This window comes from Mesorhizobium sp. WSM4842, assembly GCF_055901575.1.
This window is the reverse complement of record NZ_CM148372.1, coordinates 5835717-5852821: the sequence shown is the minus strand read 5'-3', so window position 1 is coordinate 5852821 and position 17105 is coordinate 5835717. Positions and strand designations below refer to the sequence as shown.

At 62.7% G+C, this 17105-nt stretch carries 15 protein-coding genes and 1 pseudogene; 8 read left to right on the top strand and 8 right to left on the bottom strand.

The window, feature by feature from the left end; translation table 11 throughout:
- The first annotated feature begins 84 nt into the window (after positions 1-84).
- The 5 genes and pseudogenes from AC0NIE_RS28485 to AC0NIE_RS28465 form a co-directional block, all read left to right on the top strand.
- Positions 85-2253 (top strand): amylo-alpha-1,6-glucosidase, encoded by a 2169-nt coding sequence (locus tag AC0NIE_RS28485; protein ID WP_473484786.1) that lies wholly within the window; start codon positions 85-87, stop codon positions 2251-2253.
- Between the two features lie 449 nt (positions 2254-2702).
- Positions 2703-3128 (top strand): hypothetical protein, encoded by a 426-nt coding sequence (locus AC0NIE_RS28480; RefSeq protein ID WP_473484788.1) that lies wholly within the window; start codon positions 2703-2705, stop codon positions 3126-3128.
- A 216-nt stretch (positions 3129-3344) separates the two neighbouring features.
- Positions 3345-3911 (top strand): transglutaminase-like cysteine peptidase, encoded by a 567-nt coding sequence (locus AC0NIE_RS28475; protein WP_473485132.1) that lies wholly within the window; start codon positions 3345-3347, stop codon positions 3909-3911.
- 27 nt (positions 3912-3938) lie between these two features.
- Entirely contained in the window at positions 3939-4097 is a 159-nt protein-coding gene (locus tag AC0NIE_RS28470) for a hypothetical protein (RefSeq protein WP_473484790.1), read from the top strand.
- Positions 4072-4251: pseudogene (locus AC0NIE_RS28465) on the top strand (IS110 family transposase); the annotation flags it as partial. The gene AC0NIE_RS28470 and the pseudogene AC0NIE_RS28465, both read left to right, overlap by 26 nt.
- Before the next feature lie 139 nt (positions 4252-4390).
- Here AC0NIE_RS28465 and AC0NIE_RS28460 read toward each other — a convergent pair.
- Positions 4391-5041: a GntR family transcriptional regulator gene (locus AC0NIE_RS28460; protein ID WP_473485133.1), complete on the bottom strand. Its 651-nt coding sequence runs from the start codon at positions 5039-5041 to the stop codon at positions 4391-4393.
- A gap of 188 nt (positions 5042-5229) precedes the next feature.
- Between AC0NIE_RS28460 and AC0NIE_RS28455 the strand changes: the two genes are divergently transcribed.
- The 3 genes from AC0NIE_RS28455 to AC0NIE_RS28445 all read left to right on the top strand — a co-directional run bounded on the left by AC0NIE_RS28455 (position 5230) and on the right by AC0NIE_RS28445 (position 9629).
- Complete coding sequence (locus tag AC0NIE_RS28455) at positions 5230-6624, top strand: malonyl-CoA decarboxylase (protein WP_473484792.1); 1395 nt, start codon at positions 5230-5232, stop codon at positions 6622-6624.
- 22 nt (positions 6625-6646) lie between these two features.
- Positions 6647-8167, top strand: coding sequence for a malonate--CoA ligase (locus AC0NIE_RS28450; RefSeq protein ID WP_473484794.1), 1521 nt, complete (start codon positions 6647-6649; stop codon positions 8165-8167).
- Positions 8168-8279: 112 nt separating this feature from the next.
- Positions 8280-9629, top strand: coding sequence for an SLC13 family permease (locus AC0NIE_RS28445; RefSeq protein ID WP_473484796.1), 1350 nt, complete (start codon positions 8280-8282; stop codon positions 9627-9629).
- Positions 9630-9824: 195 nt separating this feature from the next.
- Here AC0NIE_RS28445 and hutC read toward each other — a convergent pair whose 3' ends face one another.
- From hutC to AC0NIE_RS28410, 7 genes are all read right to left on the bottom strand, one after another.
- Positions 9825-10556 carry a histidine utilization repressor gene (hutC, locus tag AC0NIE_RS28440; RefSeq protein WP_123147222.1) on the bottom strand — a complete coding sequence of 244 codons (732 nt, stop codon included), beginning with the start codon at positions 10554-10556 and terminating at the stop codon, positions 9825-9827.
- The gene (locus AC0NIE_RS28435) at positions 10553-11557 is read right to left on the bottom strand and encodes a zinc-dependent alcohol dehydrogenase (protein ID WP_473485134.1); all 1005 of its coding nucleotides are present in this window, start codon (positions 11555-11557) and stop codon (positions 10553-10555) included. The genes hutC and AC0NIE_RS28435 overlap by 4 nt, the downstream gene beginning before the upstream one ends.
- 6 nt (positions 11558-11563) lie before the next feature.
- Positions 11564-12886 (bottom strand): histidinol dehydrogenase, encoded by a 1323-nt coding sequence (hisD, locus tag AC0NIE_RS28430; RefSeq protein WP_473484798.1) that lies wholly within the window; start codon positions 12884-12886, stop codon positions 11564-11566.
- A 35-nt stretch (positions 12887-12921) separates the two neighbouring features.
- On the bottom strand, positions 12922-13722 hold the full coding sequence (locus AC0NIE_RS28425) for an ABC transporter permease (protein WP_287217312.1): 801 nt from the start codon (positions 13720-13722) through the stop codon (positions 12922-12924).
- The gene (locus tag AC0NIE_RS28420; RefSeq protein ID WP_473484800.1) at positions 13719-14663 is read right to left on the bottom strand and encodes an ABC transporter permease; all 945 of its coding nucleotides are present in this window, start codon (positions 14661-14663) and stop codon (positions 13719-13721) included. Before AC0NIE_RS28420 ends, AC0NIE_RS28425 begins: the two co-directional genes overlap by 4 nt.
- 66 nt (positions 14664-14729) lie before the next feature.
- Complete coding sequence (locus AC0NIE_RS28415; protein ID WP_473484802.1) at positions 14730-15836, bottom strand: ABC transporter substrate-binding protein; 1107 nt, start codon at positions 15834-15836, stop codon at positions 14730-14732.
- A gap of 35 nt (positions 15837-15871) precedes the next feature.
- Positions 15872-17017: an ABC transporter ATP-binding protein gene (locus tag AC0NIE_RS28410; protein ID WP_473484804.1), complete on the bottom strand. Its 1146-nt coding sequence runs from the start codon at positions 17015-17017 to the stop codon at positions 15872-15874.
- Between the last annotated feature and the right edge of the window lie 88 nt (positions 17018-17105).

Genomic DNA, 17105 nt, shown 5'->3' with positions numbered 1-17105 from the left:
AAGGAGAGGGCTCGGCTGCCCGTACGGCCGGCCCGGATCAGCGCCTGAGCCGCCTTGGTCGCTTCTGAACGGGAGGGGTTGACCATGACCACTCAACTCGAAGACCGCAAGATTGATCCAGCCGTAGCGCTCCCGGCAATCGACGAAACGGCACCGCGCGAGCCGCATCGGCAATTTGCGCTGAAACACGAGGATTGCTTCGTCGTCGCAGACAGCTACGGCGACATACGCGGCACCGGCGACGGGCTTTTCCGCGACGACACGCGTGTACTGTCGCGCTTCCGCCTGTTCATCGGCGGCAGGATGCCGTCGCTGCTCGGCGCCTCGCTGTCGCAGGACAACATCCTGTTCACCGCCAATCTCACCAACCTGGCCACTATCGGGCCGAATGGCAGCGAAGCATTGCCGGGCGTCGTCCATATCGACCGGACGCGGTTCATCTGGCAGGACCGCATGTTCGAACGCATCACCTTCACCAACTATTCCGCGCGCGAGGTGGATCTGCCGGTTCGGCTCGACTTCGACGCCGATTTCCGTGACATGTTCGAGGTGCGCGGCACTACGCGTAGCCGCCGCGGCCGCGCGCATGACGCGCTGGTCGGCGAGGCGAGCGTAACGTTCCGATATGAAGGCCTCGACAATGTGGCTCGTCAATCGGTCATCGCATTCTCGATCAAGCCCGATCAGGTGCACCCCAACCACGCCGACTTCCTTATTCTCGTGGCAAGGCGTGACAGCAGAGCATTGTACCTGGAGGTCGGCCACAGCGAAGAGACCCCCTCCAGCGACCGCTTTCGCGCGGCCGCTGCGCGAGCCCGCTTTGCCATGCGCTCAAAGCGCCGGCAGGGCGCCACCGTCTTCAGCTCCGGCCGCGTGTTCAACGACTGGCTGACACGCACGCGCGCCGACATCGCGCTGCTGACGACCGATCTGGAAACCGGGCCATACCCGTATGCCGGCATCCCCTGGTTTTCGACGGCTTTCGGCCGCGATGGCGTCATTTCCGCCTTACAGATGCTCTGGCTCAATCCGGACCTTGCTCGCGGGGTGCTGGCCTTCCTTGCCCACTATCAGTCGACCGAGATCTCTGTGTTCGACGATGCCGAACCTGGCAAAATCATGCATGAAACCCGGAAGGGCGAAATGGCCGTGCTGCGCGAGCTGCCGTTCGGCCGCTACTATGGCGGCGTCGACACCACGCCACTCTATGTCTATCTGGCTTCGTCCTACGCCGATCGCACCGGAGACGAGGCATTCGTCGATCGCATGTGGAACTCGCTGGGCGCTGCCACTGCGTGGATGGAGGAGGTCGGAACCCGCAACGGGGAAGGCTTTGTAACCTACAAAAGGGCGGCCGACACGGGTCTGTTCAACCAAGGCTGGAAGGACAGCGCCGATGCCATCTTCCATGCCGACGGCACGATCCCCAAAGGGCCGATCGCATTGGTCGAGGTGCAAGGTTATGTCTTCGCCGCATATCAAGGTATGGCCGCGCTGGCCGCCAGACGCGGCGACGATGCAAAGGCGGCGCACTGGAGCGCCCTGGCAGAGAGGATCCGTGAGGCGGTGGAAACGCATTTCTGGATGCCGGACCGAGATTTCTATGCTTTGGCAATCGACGGAGAAGGCAAGCAATGCGCGGTTCGCGCGTCCAATGCCGGTCACCTGCTCTATGTCGGGCTGCCTTCAGCGGAACGGGCGCAGGCCCTTGCCACCCAGCTGCTCTCTGGTCATCTCCATAGCGGTTGGGGCGTTCGCACACTGGCCGACGACGAGGTCCCATTTAACCCGATGTCCTATCATAATGGGTCGATCTGGCCGCACGACACTGCACTCTGCGCCTCCGGGCTCGCCCGCTATCACGAGCGCGACAGCGTCGTGAAGCTGATGAGCGGTATGTTCGAGGCGGCGGTCCGTTTCAACATGCGCCTGCCGGAGCTGTTCTGCGGCTTTACGCGCGCGGCCAGCGATTCACCGGTGGCCTACCCGGTCGCATGTCTGCCGCAAGCATGGTCGGCAGGCTCCGCGTTCATGATGCTGCAGGCCTGCCTGGGTATCCGGGTCGACGGCTGGAAGCGCGAGATCACTGTGGAACGCCCGCGGCTGCCGATCGGTATCGACAACATTGTTATCCGCCATCTGGCCATCGGCGAGGCGAAAGTCGATCTCATCTTCGAGCGCATTGGCGACCGCGTTGTGTGCTATCTCGACCATCGCCATGAAGGTCTGGTGCCTCTGGTGGTGCGCTCTTAGCGCAGGCCGGCTCCCCATGTGCTCCGTGACGGACTCTGCCATCAACGACTACGGCCCAACTGATACCTGCGCCGATCGCCAGCGCACCGACTGTACGGTGGTACCTGCCCAAGCCAAACCGGACGACTATCTGCTCGCAGCGTCGCTACAAGATCGCTGAAACGTCGCCCTGGATGCTGACATGCTGGCGCAGGAGCGTGCGCGCCCGCGTCGCCGGCGAGGATTGCTTCCACGATCGCGCACCCACCGTCCTCATTGCCCTCCGCGCATGCGCCGGGCTTTCCTTCTGGCCGAACGTCGCGCCAGCCACAATGAGCCGGCGCGACTTTGGTTCTTCATCTGTCGCCGGGCGTGTCGGGCGCACTGTTATGCTCCCCAGACCTGCCGGGATCCCGATCGCCTAGCTCGCCGGCAGCACCTTCACCGCCATTGCCTGGACCTGAGTTGACGTGGCCGGAGTTGCCGTTTCCGTCGTCATCGCCGTCATCGCCGTCATCGCCGTCATCGCCGTCATCGCCGTCATCGCCGTCATCGCCATCATCGCCATCATCGCCGCCGCCGCCGCCGCCATCGCCGCCATCATCGCCCCCATCGCCATTATCGCCGCCATCGCCACCATCGCCATTGTCGCCACCGCCGCCATTATCGCCGCCGCTGTCGTCGGGAGCCAAGACACTTTGGATTTGCGCAGTGGTCATCGGCGGACATTGGTCGATTTGCGCCGCCGTGAGAATGTCAGTCCGGTTCAGCGCCACGCAGCAAAGCTCATAGTTAGCGTTCGTCAGAGGGTTGCATTGCTGAGCCGTGAGTACGGGCCGCTCGATCTCTTGGACTCGTGCTGGAACGGTCGCTGCCACTCCAAAAAAGGTGGCTGATATCAACACTATACCGGTGCTGTTGAGTAGTGACTCTAGCGTACACATATTAGCTCTCCATTATATTAATTGCTACTAAAACGCGAATACTGTTTCAAATGTTCCCGTCACCGTTACAATTTGTTAACCAAAAACGGGACGCTAAGGCGTCGCGAGGGATTGCTTTAGGTTCAGCGTCGACTATTGCGAGGCGACCACAGAGGCCCCTCGTTTATGATGCGAATTCTGACGCTGCACACATGCGCTGTCCTGCTCTCGGCCTGCACCCAGGCTTCCGGCGCTGGCACTACCATGCAGACGCAGGGCTATGCGTTTGCGCCCCCTGCCTTCAAAACCTTCTGCGCTAAGGAAAAAACGCTTTGCGACACCAGAGGCAAGACCAAAGTTGTGGACTTGACGGGACCTCGCAAGGCGGAGCTCGCAAGAGTCAACGCCGCAGTCAACCACCGCATTGCTGAACGAAGCGATGTCAGCACCACGGGCAAGGCCGACGAGTGGGACTTGCCGAAAGACCAGGGCGATTGCGAGGACTTCGCCATCCTCAAGAAAAGCGAGCTACTCAAGCTCGGCTGGCCGGCTTCTGTCCTGCTGCTGACTGTGGCGCGCAGCGGGAAAGAAGGCCACACCGTTCTGACAGTGCGCACCAGCCAGGGTGATCTGGTGCTCGACAACAAAACGTCGGCGATCAGGGACTGGTCGCGAACGTCCTACCGTTACTTTGCACGCCAGTCACAGTCGAACGGCAAGGTGTGGGAGCGGATAGGCAAGGCCGGACAACCGTAGGCGCGTCTGCGGCTCGCGCAACCGCTTGTGCTGCGGTCCCTCAAGATCGTTCGGGCACGCGTTTTTGGCGAGCGCGAACTCGCAATGCTGAAATGGGATATGCCGTCACCGCCGGAGCGCATCAAGGGCAAGGCCGACTATGACTATGACCTGATGGTCGTGGAGCCGCGAATTGACCGTCCATGATGCCCGCCTGATGCCGCCGAGCTATGTCAAGCCGTACGTGAAGCGCCAGAAGAACGATGCTGCCGATGCCGAGGCGATCACCCGGCCGACGATGCGGTCGTCGAGATCAAGGAGCGATGAGCAGCAGAGCATCATGGTGCTTCACCGGGTCCGGCTGACGTCCACACATGGCGCAACTGAGCCTATCACGAAACGCGAATCCGCAGCATGTGAGGGAAGCCGCTATAGGAATGATCGATGTTTGTTCGCCAAAAGTCGCGTAACATTGTATTCGGGAACCACTGGGCGATCCACTATCTGCTCGCCATCGTCGCTACAAGATCGCTGAAACGCTCGCCCTGGATGCTGACATGCTGGCGCAGGAGCGTGCGCGCCCGCTCCGCGTCGCCGGCTAGGATTGCTTCCACGATCGCGCCATGCTCGGCGAACGAGGTGGCAACGCGGTTGCGCACGCGAAGCTGGAGACGCCTGTAGGGTTGCAGACGGCGATGCAGTGCGACGCACTGCTCGGCCAGGAAACCGCTGTGGCTGGCAGCATAGATAGCCTTGTGAAAACGTTCGTTATCGTAATAGTAGAGGTCGCTGTCGCCGGCCGAGGACGAACGCTCGCAATCTGCATGCGCGGCCAGGATGGTTGTGCGATCGGCATCGGTGAACCGTCGCGCGGCCAGCGAACCGGCCAAACCTTCAAGTTCCGCCATCACCTCGAACATTTCGAAAACGCGGTGCGGTCCCGGATCGATCACCACGGCACCCCGGCGCGGCCGGATCTCCACCAGCCCGATCGCGTTCAACTGCATCAGCGCCTCGCGCACCGGCGTTCTCGACACGCCGAAGCGCGTTGCCAATTGCACCTCGTCTAGTCGTGCACCGGGGGCGAAGTCGTTCGAGATGATGCCGTTTTCGATCTCGTCACGTAGGCGTTGAACAACATTCCCTGACATTTTCGGACTCCAAAATGCATTACGCGCATTCTTGTATGCAAGATAGTTGACTTTGCGCACAATCGCATTTAATAACGATACCACAATAGGCAAGTCGCACACAATTGGCGGATTCAACCGAGCAGTAGCACCGCGAGCGCGCGGAGGGTCTTTTGCGCCGATTTCGACTTTGCCAGGAGGACTCCGACATGGCAGGTATCTCGTTCTTTAGCGATATGGTGCAAAGCATCACCGATCGCGGCCGCAGGCTGCTTGCGGCAGGCGCGCGCAGCGAGCCGATCCAAGCCGAGACGAATATCGACACGCTCTGCGACATGCTTTTGTCGAGCCGGGGCGAAGCCTCGGGCATGGCATTGGCCGCCGAGGTCCTTCAGCGCTGGGCCCAACTGGACGCGGTCGGTCAGCAAGACTTCGTGCGTATGCTGCACGAACAGTTCGGCCCAGACATCGCCAAGCTTGACAAAGCCATCGAGCGCTACCGCAGCGACAGGAGTTCGGACGCCGTCATCGAACTGCACCAGGCCGCCGAGCCGCGTCGCCAGGAACTGGTGCGCAGACTCAACCTGGCCCCCAAAGGCACGGCAAGACTGGTGGAGATGCGCGAGCGCCTATTAGCCATGAAGGACGCGACGGAGCCGTTTCGCGCCGTCGATGCCGACTTCGCCCACCTGTTCGGCTCATGGTTCAACCGCGGTTTTCTGACCCTGCGTCCGATCGACTGGTCGACGCCAGCCGACATCCTGGAGAAGATCATCAGATACGAGGCTGTGCATGAAATCGCCGGCTGGGAGGAACTGCGGCGGAGGCTAGCTCCAGCCGACCGCAGGTGCTTTGCGTTCTTCCACCCGCGTCTCGCAGACGATCCGCTGATCTTCGTTGAGGTTGCGCTGACCAAGGCGATTCCCTCTGCCATCGCTGATGTGCTCGATGTAAACCGTTCGCCGATCACGGCCCAGGACGCCACCACCGCTGTCTTCTATTCGATCTCCAACTGCCAGGACGGACTGCGCGGCATCTCTTTCGGGAACTTTCTGATCAAGCAGGTGGTGGAGGATTTGCGCCGCGACCTGCCGGGCTTGAAGACCTTCGTGACGCTGTCGCCGGTTCCGGGTTTCGCTGGCTGGCTAGCAAGACTGCGCAAGGCGACCGATCCGAGCCTCGATGATCAGGCCCCCAAGACGCTCGAGCTGCTGGACGATCCGAGCTGGGCGGACAATCCGCAGAAGGCACGGGTCGTTGAAGCTGTGCTCCTCCCGCTCGCCGCACGCTATTTCGTCAAGGAACGTGCCACCGGCAGACGGCCGGTCGATCCTGTGGCGCGTTTCCATTTGGGCAACGGCGCTCGCCTTGAACGGCTGAACTTCCTCGCCGATCGCTCCGCCAAGGCGATGCGGCAGTCCCACGGCTTGATGGTCAACTACTTTTACAAGTTGGACGACATCGAGGCGAACCACGAAGCCTTGGCGCAACATGGCGAGATCGCTGCTTCGCCGGAGGTGAGAAAACTGGCGGCAACCGCTTCGACCGACACCAGTATTGGCGCCCCGGTTCGTCGACGCCGCACCGAAATGCAGAAAACCTAATAAGCAAATTGGGAGGAGTTCAATGAGCAATCACCTGTTCGACGCCATGCGAGCATCCGCCAAGTCAGGCGAGTCGATTTTCATCGAGACTATTGATGGTCAGCGTTGGACCTATGCAGATGCGCTGCGGCTCTCCGGACAGATCGCCAGCGCAATTGATGTGCTCGGCGTTCGCCCAGGCGACCGCGTCGCGGTCCAGGTGGACAAGAGCCCGCTGGCTCTGATGCTCTATCTCGCATGCGTGCGCTGCGGGGCGATATATCTGCCGCTGAATACCGCCTATACGCTGGCTGAACTCGACTATTTTATCGGTGACGCCGAACCGCGGCTCGTCATCGTCTCCTCGAAGTCGCGAGCTGATGTCGAAAGGATCGCGCACGGCCACGGCGCGATTGTCGAAACGCTCGATGCGGACGGCGCCGGGTCGCTCATGGAGTTGGCCCGGGACGAGTCTGCCGATTTTCTCGACGCGGCGCGCGCGCCTGACGATCTCGCCGCGATCCTGTACACATCTGGGACCACCGGCCGTTCCAAGGGCGCAATGCTGACGCACGACAACCTTTTGTCCAATGCATTAGCACTGCGCGAATGCTGGCACGTGACCGCAGCCGACCGGCTGATCCACGCGCTGCCGATTTTTCACACGCATGGGCTCTTCGTGGCGACCAATGTCACGCTGGTTTCCGGCGCCTCGATGTTTCTGCTGCCAAAGTTCGAGCCTGGCGAAATCCTTCCTCTGATGTCGCGGGCGACGCTGATGATGGGCGTGCCGACCTTCTATGTCCGGTTGCTTCAGCATGAGGGCCTGAACCGGGAGACGGTCGCCAACATTCGGCTGTTCATCTCCGGCTCGGCGCCGCTGCTCGCTGAAACGCACGCCGCATTCAAGCAGCGCACCGGTCACGCCATTCTCGAACGCTACGGCATGACCGAAACCAACATGAACACCTCAAACCCCTATGACGGCGAGCGAAGGGCAGGGACAGTAGGTTTCCCACTCCCGTGCGTGTCGGTGAGGGTCACCGATCCGGCCACGGGCGAGACGCTCGGACCAGGCGAAACCGGCATGATCGAGATCAAGGGCCCGAACGTTTTCAAAGGTTATTGGCGGATGCCTGAAAAGACTGCGGCGGAGTTCACCAAGGACGGCTATTTCATCAGCGGCGACCTCGGCAAGATCGATGAGGCGGGCTATCTCCACATCGTTGGCCGCGACAAGGACCTGGTGATCTCCGGCGGCTATAATATCTACCCGAAGGAAGTCGAGGGTGAGATCGATCAACTCGTCGGTGTCGCCGAGAGTGCGGTCATCGGCATTGCACATCCGGATTTCGGGGAGGGGGTGACGGCCATCGTGGTGCTCAAGCCCGGTGCCACAATGGACGAAAAGGCCGTGCTCAACGCGCTGCGCGACCGCCTCGCGCGCTACAAGCAGCCGAAACGGGTGATTTTCGCCGAGGACCTTCCGCGCAACACCATGGGAAAGGTGCAGAAGAATCTTCTGCGCGACCGGTTCAGCAACCTTTACATGCCCGCCTCCTAGGAGGCGCTGACTACCCTGCGTTGGTGCTTGGGAGCGAGACCAACGCAGGCTGATCTACTAACCGATGGAAATGAGAACGGGCGCCTAAAGGCGTTTCCCGAGGGAGGAAGCTATGAACATCCAGATTCTGTCGATCGCGCTGCTGGTCGGCATGTTCGTGATCGCCACCATCCAGCCGATCAATATGGGCGCACTCGCCTTCGCATGCGCCTTTCTGGTCGGCTCGCTCATCATGGCCATGAAGCCGGCGGAAATATTTGCTGGCTTCCCGAGCGACCTCTTCCTGACACTGGTCGGCATTACCTACCTGTTCGCCATCGCCCAGATCAACGGTACTATCGATTGGCTGGTCGAGGGCGCGGTCAAACTGGTGCGCGGACATGTGGCGTGGATTCCCTGGGTCATGTTCCTGGTCGCCGCCGTCATCACCGGCTTCGGTGCGCTCGGACCTGCGGCGGTCGCCATCCTGGCCCCGGTGGCGCTGGGTTTTGCGTTCCAGTACCGCATCAATCCGGTCATGATGGGATTGATGGTTATTCACGGTGCACAGGCGGGCGGCTTTTCGCCGATCAGCGTCTATGGCGGCATCACCAACCAGATCGTCGAAAAGGCGGGGTTGCCGTTCGCGCCGACATCACTGTTTCTCTCCAGCTTCTTCTTCAACCTGGCCATCGCCGTCCTCGTATTCTTCCTCTTCGGCGGCTCGAAGGTGCTGCGTAAGTATTCGATGGCGTCGGGACCGCTGCCTGACCTCCACCCCGAGGGCGTGACGCAGTCAATCGTCGGCCACGGCGGCACGCCGGCTACTCCGATCAGCCATCACGTCTTTGAGGAGCAGACAAAAAATGTGTCGGCGCTTTCCGGCCTGACTACGGAAACGTTGACGACATTAATCGGCCTAACCGCGCTCGCGGTCGGCGCACTTGTCTTCAAGTTCAATGTCGGCCTGGTGGCGATCACTGTTGCGGTCGCGCTCGCACTCCTCTCGCCGAAGACCCAAAAGGCAGCGATCGACAAGGTCAGCTGGTCGACGGTGCTCCTGATCGCCGGCATCATCACCTATGTCGGCGTCATGGAGAAGATCGGCACGATCGACTACGTCGCCCACGGCATTTCAAGCCTGGGCATGCCGCTGCTGGTTGCGCTCCTCCTCTGCTTCACCGGCGCCATTGTATCGGCATTCGCCTCGTCCACGGCATTGCTGGGAGCCATCATTCCACTGGCCGTGCCCTTCCTCCTGCAGGGACAGATCAGTGCCATAGGTGTGGTTGCCGCGATCGCGATCTCCACCACCATCGTTGACACCAGTCCGTTTTCGACCAACGGCGCGCTGGTCGTCGCCAATGCCCGGGAAGCAGAGCGCGAGAGCGTGCTGAAGACGTTGCTGATCTACAGCGCGCTTATCGCCATCATCGGCCCTGTCATCGCCTGGCTGGTTTTCGTGGTCCCCGGGTTAGTTTGAGCGGTCGGCCGCTTCCCGGACATTCCCAATCAGTCTGGCCGCTCCGGTGCAATTTGACCGGCGGCCAGGCTTGACCCCGAACCTGATCTGGTCGGCGTCAACAAGAAAAACGCCGGCGCAGGCAGAACTGATTCCCTATCAAAGCAGCCGTTGGGCCGATAGGGTGCCCCGCCCGGTTTGGCTACGTGACCCCGCTCAGGCGGGCGAGGGCGCGTAGCGGCTGCCCAGCGAATAGCGGCTGCCGACATAGGTGAGCTTGTTGACGGTGGCGACCGCCGCGCCTGACCAGGTCCGCCGATGCAGGAGCAGGCAGGGGTCGCCTGGCCGGATCATCAAGCGGCCGGCGGCCACCTCGTCGGCGGCGACGGCCGAGATCACGTGCTCCACTTCCGTCAGCGGCGTCGCCCGCTGCAGATAGTCGTAGGTGGTGGTCGCAACAAAATTTTGCCGGTGGTAGTCCGGTGCGAGCGCCGAATTGACGAAGCGTTCCTCAAGCTGGACGGGCACATCGTCCTCGAAATGCACGATGATCGAATGGGCGACCGGCCTGCGGCGCATGAACTCGAAGGCGACAATGAGGTCCAGCGCCGGGTCGCGGATCTTCTCGAGCACGACGACCTCGGCCCTGTGGCGTCCGCCGCGCGCGGCGATCTCGCCGGCGATGTTCCTGATTTCGATGAGAGCAGATTGCGGTTTCGGCGGCGCCACGAAGGTGCCTACGCCCTGGATGCGCAGGAGGTGGCCTTCCGAGGTCAGTTCCCTCAGCGCCCGGTGCACGGTCATGCGCGAGACGCCGAGCGTGCTGACCAGCTCGTTTTCGGAAGGCAGCCTGCGGTCCTTCGGCCATTTGCCGCTGCCGATGTTGCCAAGCACGTAGTCCTTGACCTTTTCGTAGAGCGGTCCGGCAGTTTCGGGAAGCTTGATCATCGCCCTCTCTCCATTCGGACGATGGTCTTCAGGCCGCCGCTCGCACCTGCGATCAGGCGGTGGTAGGCGGCGGGAATTTCGCCGATCGCGATCTCCTCGGCCACGAAACGCGACAACGCGGGGGCGAGATCGCCAAGCATGGCTACGGCCGGCGCAAGCTCGTCGGCGAAGGCGTGGCAGCCGACAAGCGCGATCTCGCGCTCGACCAGGAAGTTGGGGTCGAGGTCGAGGCGGCCATGCGAAATGCCGACCAGCGCCAGCGTGCCGCCGCCGGCCAAACGATCGAGCAGCCGCGCCATCACCGTCACATTTCCCGTCGCGTCGATGGCATGGCGCAAGTTGGGATCGTGGGACAGGATGTCCAGGTCGACGACGGTCGCGCCGCTCACCTCGGCCACGAGATCCGCACGTGCCGCATTGCGGTCGGCGACGAGGACCGGTCTCTCGCTGCGCCGCGACAGGAGCAGCGCCGCCAGCCCGCCGATCGGGCCGCAACCGGCGATAAGCACTGGCGCCCCGGCCGGCGCCGACAGCCGCCGCACTGCGTGCAGGGTGACCGCCAGCGGCTCCGCCATGGCGGCGATTGCGGGATCGAGCGCGGGGTCATGGCGCAGGAGCAGCCGCGCCGGCAGCTCCGTCTCTTCCGCGAAGCCGCCGTCGCAGACCTCGCCTACAAAGCCCAGTGTGGCACAGACATTATGCAGGCCGGCCCGGCAAGCAGGACATTCGCCGCACCAGAAACGCGAATCGGCGACGACCCGGTCTCCGAGGGCCACCTGGGACACGCCGGCCCCCACGGCAGTCACTTCGCCGGCGAACTCATGTCCAACGACGCTCGGCGCGCGGCTGATCCACTGACCGGTGCGGAAATTGTGGAGGTCGGAGCCGCAGATGCCGGCGGCCGTCACCCTGAGCCGCACCCAGCCAGGCCCTGGTTCGCCGGGAGACGGCACATCCTCGACCCGCAAGTCGCCCGCCGCATGGAGTCTAGCCGCCTTCATCATCCGCTACCGCACCAAATATCGGTCGCGCACATCGGAAACGGCGTGTTCGTGCGAGGAAAAGCCTTCATAGCGGGCAAGCGTGCGGGCATGACGCGCGAATTCCGGATAGGCCGTCGCCGTCACGTAGCCGATGGAAGAGCGCTTGACGAAATCCGTGACCGAGAGCGGTCCACAGGTACGCGCCCAGCGGCTGGTCGGCAGCACGGCGTTGGGGCCTAGCCCGAAATTGCCGATCGAAACCGGCGTGTGCGGCCCCATCAGGATCTCGGCGGCTTCGGTGATGTGGCCAAGGTGCGCAAAGGGATCGGTGGAGAGGATCTCCAGATGCTCAGGTGCGTAGTCATTGATGAAACGGTAGCTCTCCTCGATCGATGCAGTCAGCACGATGCCGCCACAGGCACCGGTCAGCACCGCGGTGGAGAATGCTACCCGCTGATCGGTCATGCGCGCCCAGTGCTCGGGCAGCGCCGCCAGTGCCTCCTCCGCCACGCGGCGGCTGTGGGTCACCAGATAGGCCGACGAGTCCGGCCCGTGCTCCGCCTCGATGAGGAGGTCGAGCGCGGCCAGTCCGCCATGTACGCTGTCGTCGGCGAGGATAATCGCTTCCGACGGACCGGCGGGAAGGCCTGGATCGATGACTCCCGCAAGCAGCCGCTTGGCCGCAACGACCCAAGGGCTGCCTGGACCGACGATCTTGAGCGCGGGCCTGATCGTCTCTGTGCCGTAGGCGACCGCGGCGACCGCCTGCGCGCCGCCGCATTTGTAGACCGTTTCGACGCCGGCGAGGCGCGCCGCAACCAGTGTCGCTGCGTCCACCGAACCATCGGCCGCTGGCGGCGTCATGATAGCAAGCTCCGGGACGCCCGCCACGACGGCGGGCACTGCGGTCATCATTGTCACCGAAGGGAACGCCCCCTTGCCGCGCGGGACATAGAGCGCCACCGAGCGGATCGGCGTGAAGCGGTCCCCGGCATAGGCGCCGGGCCGCATTTCCTTAAGCCACATCGCTTCCGGCTTCTGCTCTTCGTGGAAATGCCGGATGTTGTCGATGCCGAAGCGAATGGCGGCGACCACGTCCTCGTCCACCATGCCGAAGGCGGCATCGAACTCGGCGGGGCTGACCTTCAGCCGCGCCGCATCGAGATCTGCCTTGTCCAAGTCGCGGGCGAAGCGGACGAGCGCGGCGTCGCCTTCTGTTCGGACCGCCTCGATGATCGGTGCGGCCTTCTCCATAAAGCCAGAGAGATCGGTCTCTGAGCGCCGCATCAGTGCCGCTCGACCGGCGGCGTCGAGTTGGCTCAAGTCGTGGAACGATACGTTTGGCATAGGATTTCCTTTTCGGCCCGGCGGGCCGGCATTCCTCATTTCGATTTCAGGAAGATGTCGAGCCCGACCAGCCTGTCGAGCAGGAAGACGGCGACAGCCGAGCAGGCGATGAAGACCACGGAGATCGCGGCAAGATCCGGCGTGATGATCGAGCGGATGGAGTTGTAGATCAGCACCGGCAGCGTCACGATGCGGGCATCGACGAGCAGCAGGCTGACCAGGAACTCGTTGAGCGCAAGGATGAACATCAGCAGCGAGCCGGTGATCACCCCCGGCATAACCGCCGGCAGGGTGACGGAGAAGAACACCTGGAGCGGCGGCGCGCCGCAATTGGCGGCGGCCAGTTCCAGGTCCGGGTCAAGCCCGGTGGCACTCGCCGTCACCGCCCAGATCATGAAGGGAAGGTTGATGACGCAGCAGGCGATGCCGACCGGCCAGAGCTGGCCGAGAATGCCGGCGTTGCCGAAAATCAGCATGAGGCCGATGCCCGATCCGATCAGCGGGATGGTAAAGGGCAGCAGCAGATAGATCTGGATCGTCTTCTCAAAACGCACCGCATATTTCGCCAGCGCGATGCCGGCCAGCGTGCCCACGGGAATCGCAACGATCGTACAGACCGTCGCAACTTGGAGCGTGCGCAGGAAAGCGTTGCGCAGGTCGGAGGCCTGCGAAATGCGCGCATACCACCGCAGCGACAGCCCGTCCGGCGGAAACGTGATGATGTTGCCGCCGGTGAAGGAAGCGCCGAGCACGACGATCGTCGGCGCCGAAAGCGTCACTAGGGCGATCGTAACCAGGGTCCACAAGACAACGGATTTGCTGCGCGAGCCGCTCACGCCCGTGACCTCCCCATCGCAAGCGTTCCGGCTCCGAACAGCGCGAACACCAAGCCGACGAGGATTGACCCGAGCGCGACCAGCATAAGCGCCAGCGTCGCACCAAGGCCCTGGTCGGACGTTCGGAAGAACTGGTCGTAGATGGCGTTGGCGATAAAGTCCTGCGAGCCGCCGCCAAGGATTGCGGGGACTGCGAAATCGGTGAGCGAAAGCGTCAGCACCACCACGCCGGCGCCGATGAAGCCCGGACGAGCGAGTGGCAACACGACATGGATGAACGTGCGAACCCAGTTCGCGCCGAGCGATCCAGCGGCCGCCTCCAGCTCTTCGGGAATGGCGGTGAGTGCCGGCGCCAGCATCAGCACGGCAAACGGCAGCATGTACTGGACGAGGCCGAACAGCACGGCGGGATAGTTGTAGATGAGCCGCATCGGGGCGACCCCGACAAGGCCGAGTGCCTCGTTCACCATGCCCTGGTTGCCTAAGATGATCAGCCAGCCATAGGCACGCACAACCTGGCCGATGAAGAAGGGCAGAAACAGCGCAATCAGCAGGAATTTGCGCAATCCTGGCGAACGCGTGCGCACCATCAGATAGGCGTAGGGAAAGGCGAAGACGAGTGTCACAGTGGTGACGATCAGGGCGGCGATGAGGCTGCGCTGCGCGACAACGAGGAACAGTGGCTCTGTCAGCGCCCGCCGGAAATTGGTGATGGAATAGTCGTCCGAGAATTGGAACGTGGTGGTGTCGAGCGTGCGCAGGCTGGCGTCCGCGATCTGGATGAGTCCGAGCGCGAGCAGTCCGACCAGCAGCACCGCCGGAAGCAGCATCAGATAGGGCGTGGCGCGCCTTAACCGAGCCGGCCAGATGGCGGCGGCAATGCTTTCCAGCGCATCCATGATCCGCCATTTCAGGGGATAGGCTGTCCTGGCTGCCCGCATGAAAAAATCCGTATCCGACGTCGTGAAGGAGCCGGTGCCGCCAGCGCAGCACCGGCCGACCCGGCGTCAGCCCTGCATGATCGCCTTGAACTTGGAAAACCACTCGCTCTCGTTCTCGACCTGGACCTTCGAGGAGATGCGGATGAGGCGCTGGAAATCCGCTTCGGTGGTCGGATAGGACGGATCGCCCACCAGATCCTTCGGCGGTGTGAGGCCCGGCACCACGCCCGGCAAGCCGAGGCCGTCCAGCCAGACCTGCTGGGCTTCCTTGGTCAGCGCATGGTTGATGTACTGCTTGGCCCAGTAGAGTTCGTTTTCCGGCAGGCCCTTGGGAATCCACAAACCGTCCGTGTCGAATTTCGCACCCTCCTCCGGCACGACCCATTCGATTTTCACGCCGTTCTTGCGGGCCTCTCGGGCGTTGGTCGAGATGGTGCAGGCGGCGTCGATCTCGCCGTTCTGGAACCAGGTGGTGAAGTCGGGATCTTCGCCCAGCAGCGGTTGCTGCGCCTTCATCTTGGTAATGAAATCCCAAGCCGGCTGCATGTTGCCGGGTATGTCCTCCAGCTTGCCGCCACCGGCGACCTGGGCTGGGAAATGGAAGCCGATGCCGTCATTGTAGAAGGCAAGCCGCCCCTTGAACTTCGGGTCGAGCAGGTCTTTCCACGACTTCGGCGGTCCGTCCGGGAATGCCGCAGGCCGATAGGCAAGCACATAGACATAGCCGTAGGTGTTGACGATCGGGAAGCCTTCCAGGCCGGCCGGCTTGGCAAGGTCCGTCACATTGGCGAGGTTCGGCAGGTCGGAGAGGTCTTCCGTCACGCCGCGCAGTGCCGATTTCGTAGCATTGGTGGTGGTGTCCCAGTTGATGTGGATCGGCGGGACCCGGTTCTGCGCTACGGCCGCCCAGACCTTGGGCTGGATCTCATTGTCTTCGGTCAGGTCGTGACGGACAGCAATCCCCGTCATTTTGGTGAAGCTGTCGGACACGCCGGCCTTCAAACTATCCACCCAACTGCCGCCCCAGGCGCGCACGATGATCTCCGCCGGCTTTTCCGGCTCCTGCGCATAGGCGCCGCGCAGGCCGAGCGCCGAGGCGCCGCCGAGCGCGGCGGTGGCCTGAAGGAAGGTTCTGCGGGAAAGATGGGATAATGTCGGCTTAAAGCGCTTCATCTGCATTCTCCTCTGGGTTTGACCGGTTTCCGGTTCTATCGAAAAACGAGCATGTCCCTGGTATTCCACCCCAGGAACACGCTTTCGCCTATGTCGAACTGCGTGTGCGCGGCGGGATCATGGTCAAAAACGCGAATGACCTCGTCGCCAATCGCGGCGCAGGCTACCTCGTAGACCATGCGCTCGCCTTCGAAGATGGTGTCGGTGACAGTCCCGGCCAGCATACAATCGAGCTTCGACAGCTGCGAAGCATCGCCGGCGAGGCGGATCTGTTCGGCGCGGATCGCTCCCGATGCCTTGTCGCCCTCCGCAGGTGGATTGACCGGATCGCCGATCTTTCCGGCAAGCATCAGATCACCTCGAAGGATGGAGACGTCGCCTGCTTCCGAGACGGCCCGTACCGTGCCGGCAATGAAGTTGGTGACGCCGATGAAATTGGCGACGAAGGCGTTGCGGGGCTGGCGGTAGGTGTGGATCGGCCGCGCCTTCTGCTGGATCTCGCCCTGATCCATGACGACGATATCGTCGGAAACCACCAGCGCCTCGCGCTGGTCATGGGTAACGTTGATCGTGGTGACGCCGAGTTCGCGCTGGATGCGGCGGAATTCGAGCTGCATTTCCTCGCGCAGCTTTCGGTCGAGCGCAGCGAGCGGCTCGTCGAGAAGTAGCAGGTCGGGCTCGAACACCAGCGCGCGCGCAATCGCGACGCGCTGCTGCTGCCCGCCGGAAAGTTCGTGAATGCGCCTGCCGCCATACCCCTCGAGCCGGACCAGCGCGAGATATCGCTCGACGCGTTCGGGAATGGTGCGTGCATCGCGCCGACGCATCTTCAGCGGGAAGGCGACATTCTCGGCCGCCGTCATATGTGGAAACAACGCAAGCCTCTGAAAGACCATGCCGATCGACCGCTTGTGCGGGGGCACCGCGCTCACCGCTTCGCCGTTGATGAAGATCTCGCCGCTGCTCGGGGTCTGGAACCCGGCGATCATGCGCAGGAGGGTTGTCTTGCCGGACCCAGAAGGCCCGAGAATGGTGAGGAACCGGCCCTTCGGCAGATCGAAGGATGCATTCTTGACGGCATGAACCCCATCGAAGTCCATCCCGACGTTGCGGACCGTGACTGCGATTTCCCTGCCGCCTTCCGCTTCGGGTGAAGCTACGGCCCGGAAAGGCTCCTGCATTGCGGTTCCCCTTGTTTGTCGCCGGTCGCATGCAAGAACGTCCGGCGTTGCGAGGTGGTATATACAACCATATACAAGCCGTCGGGTC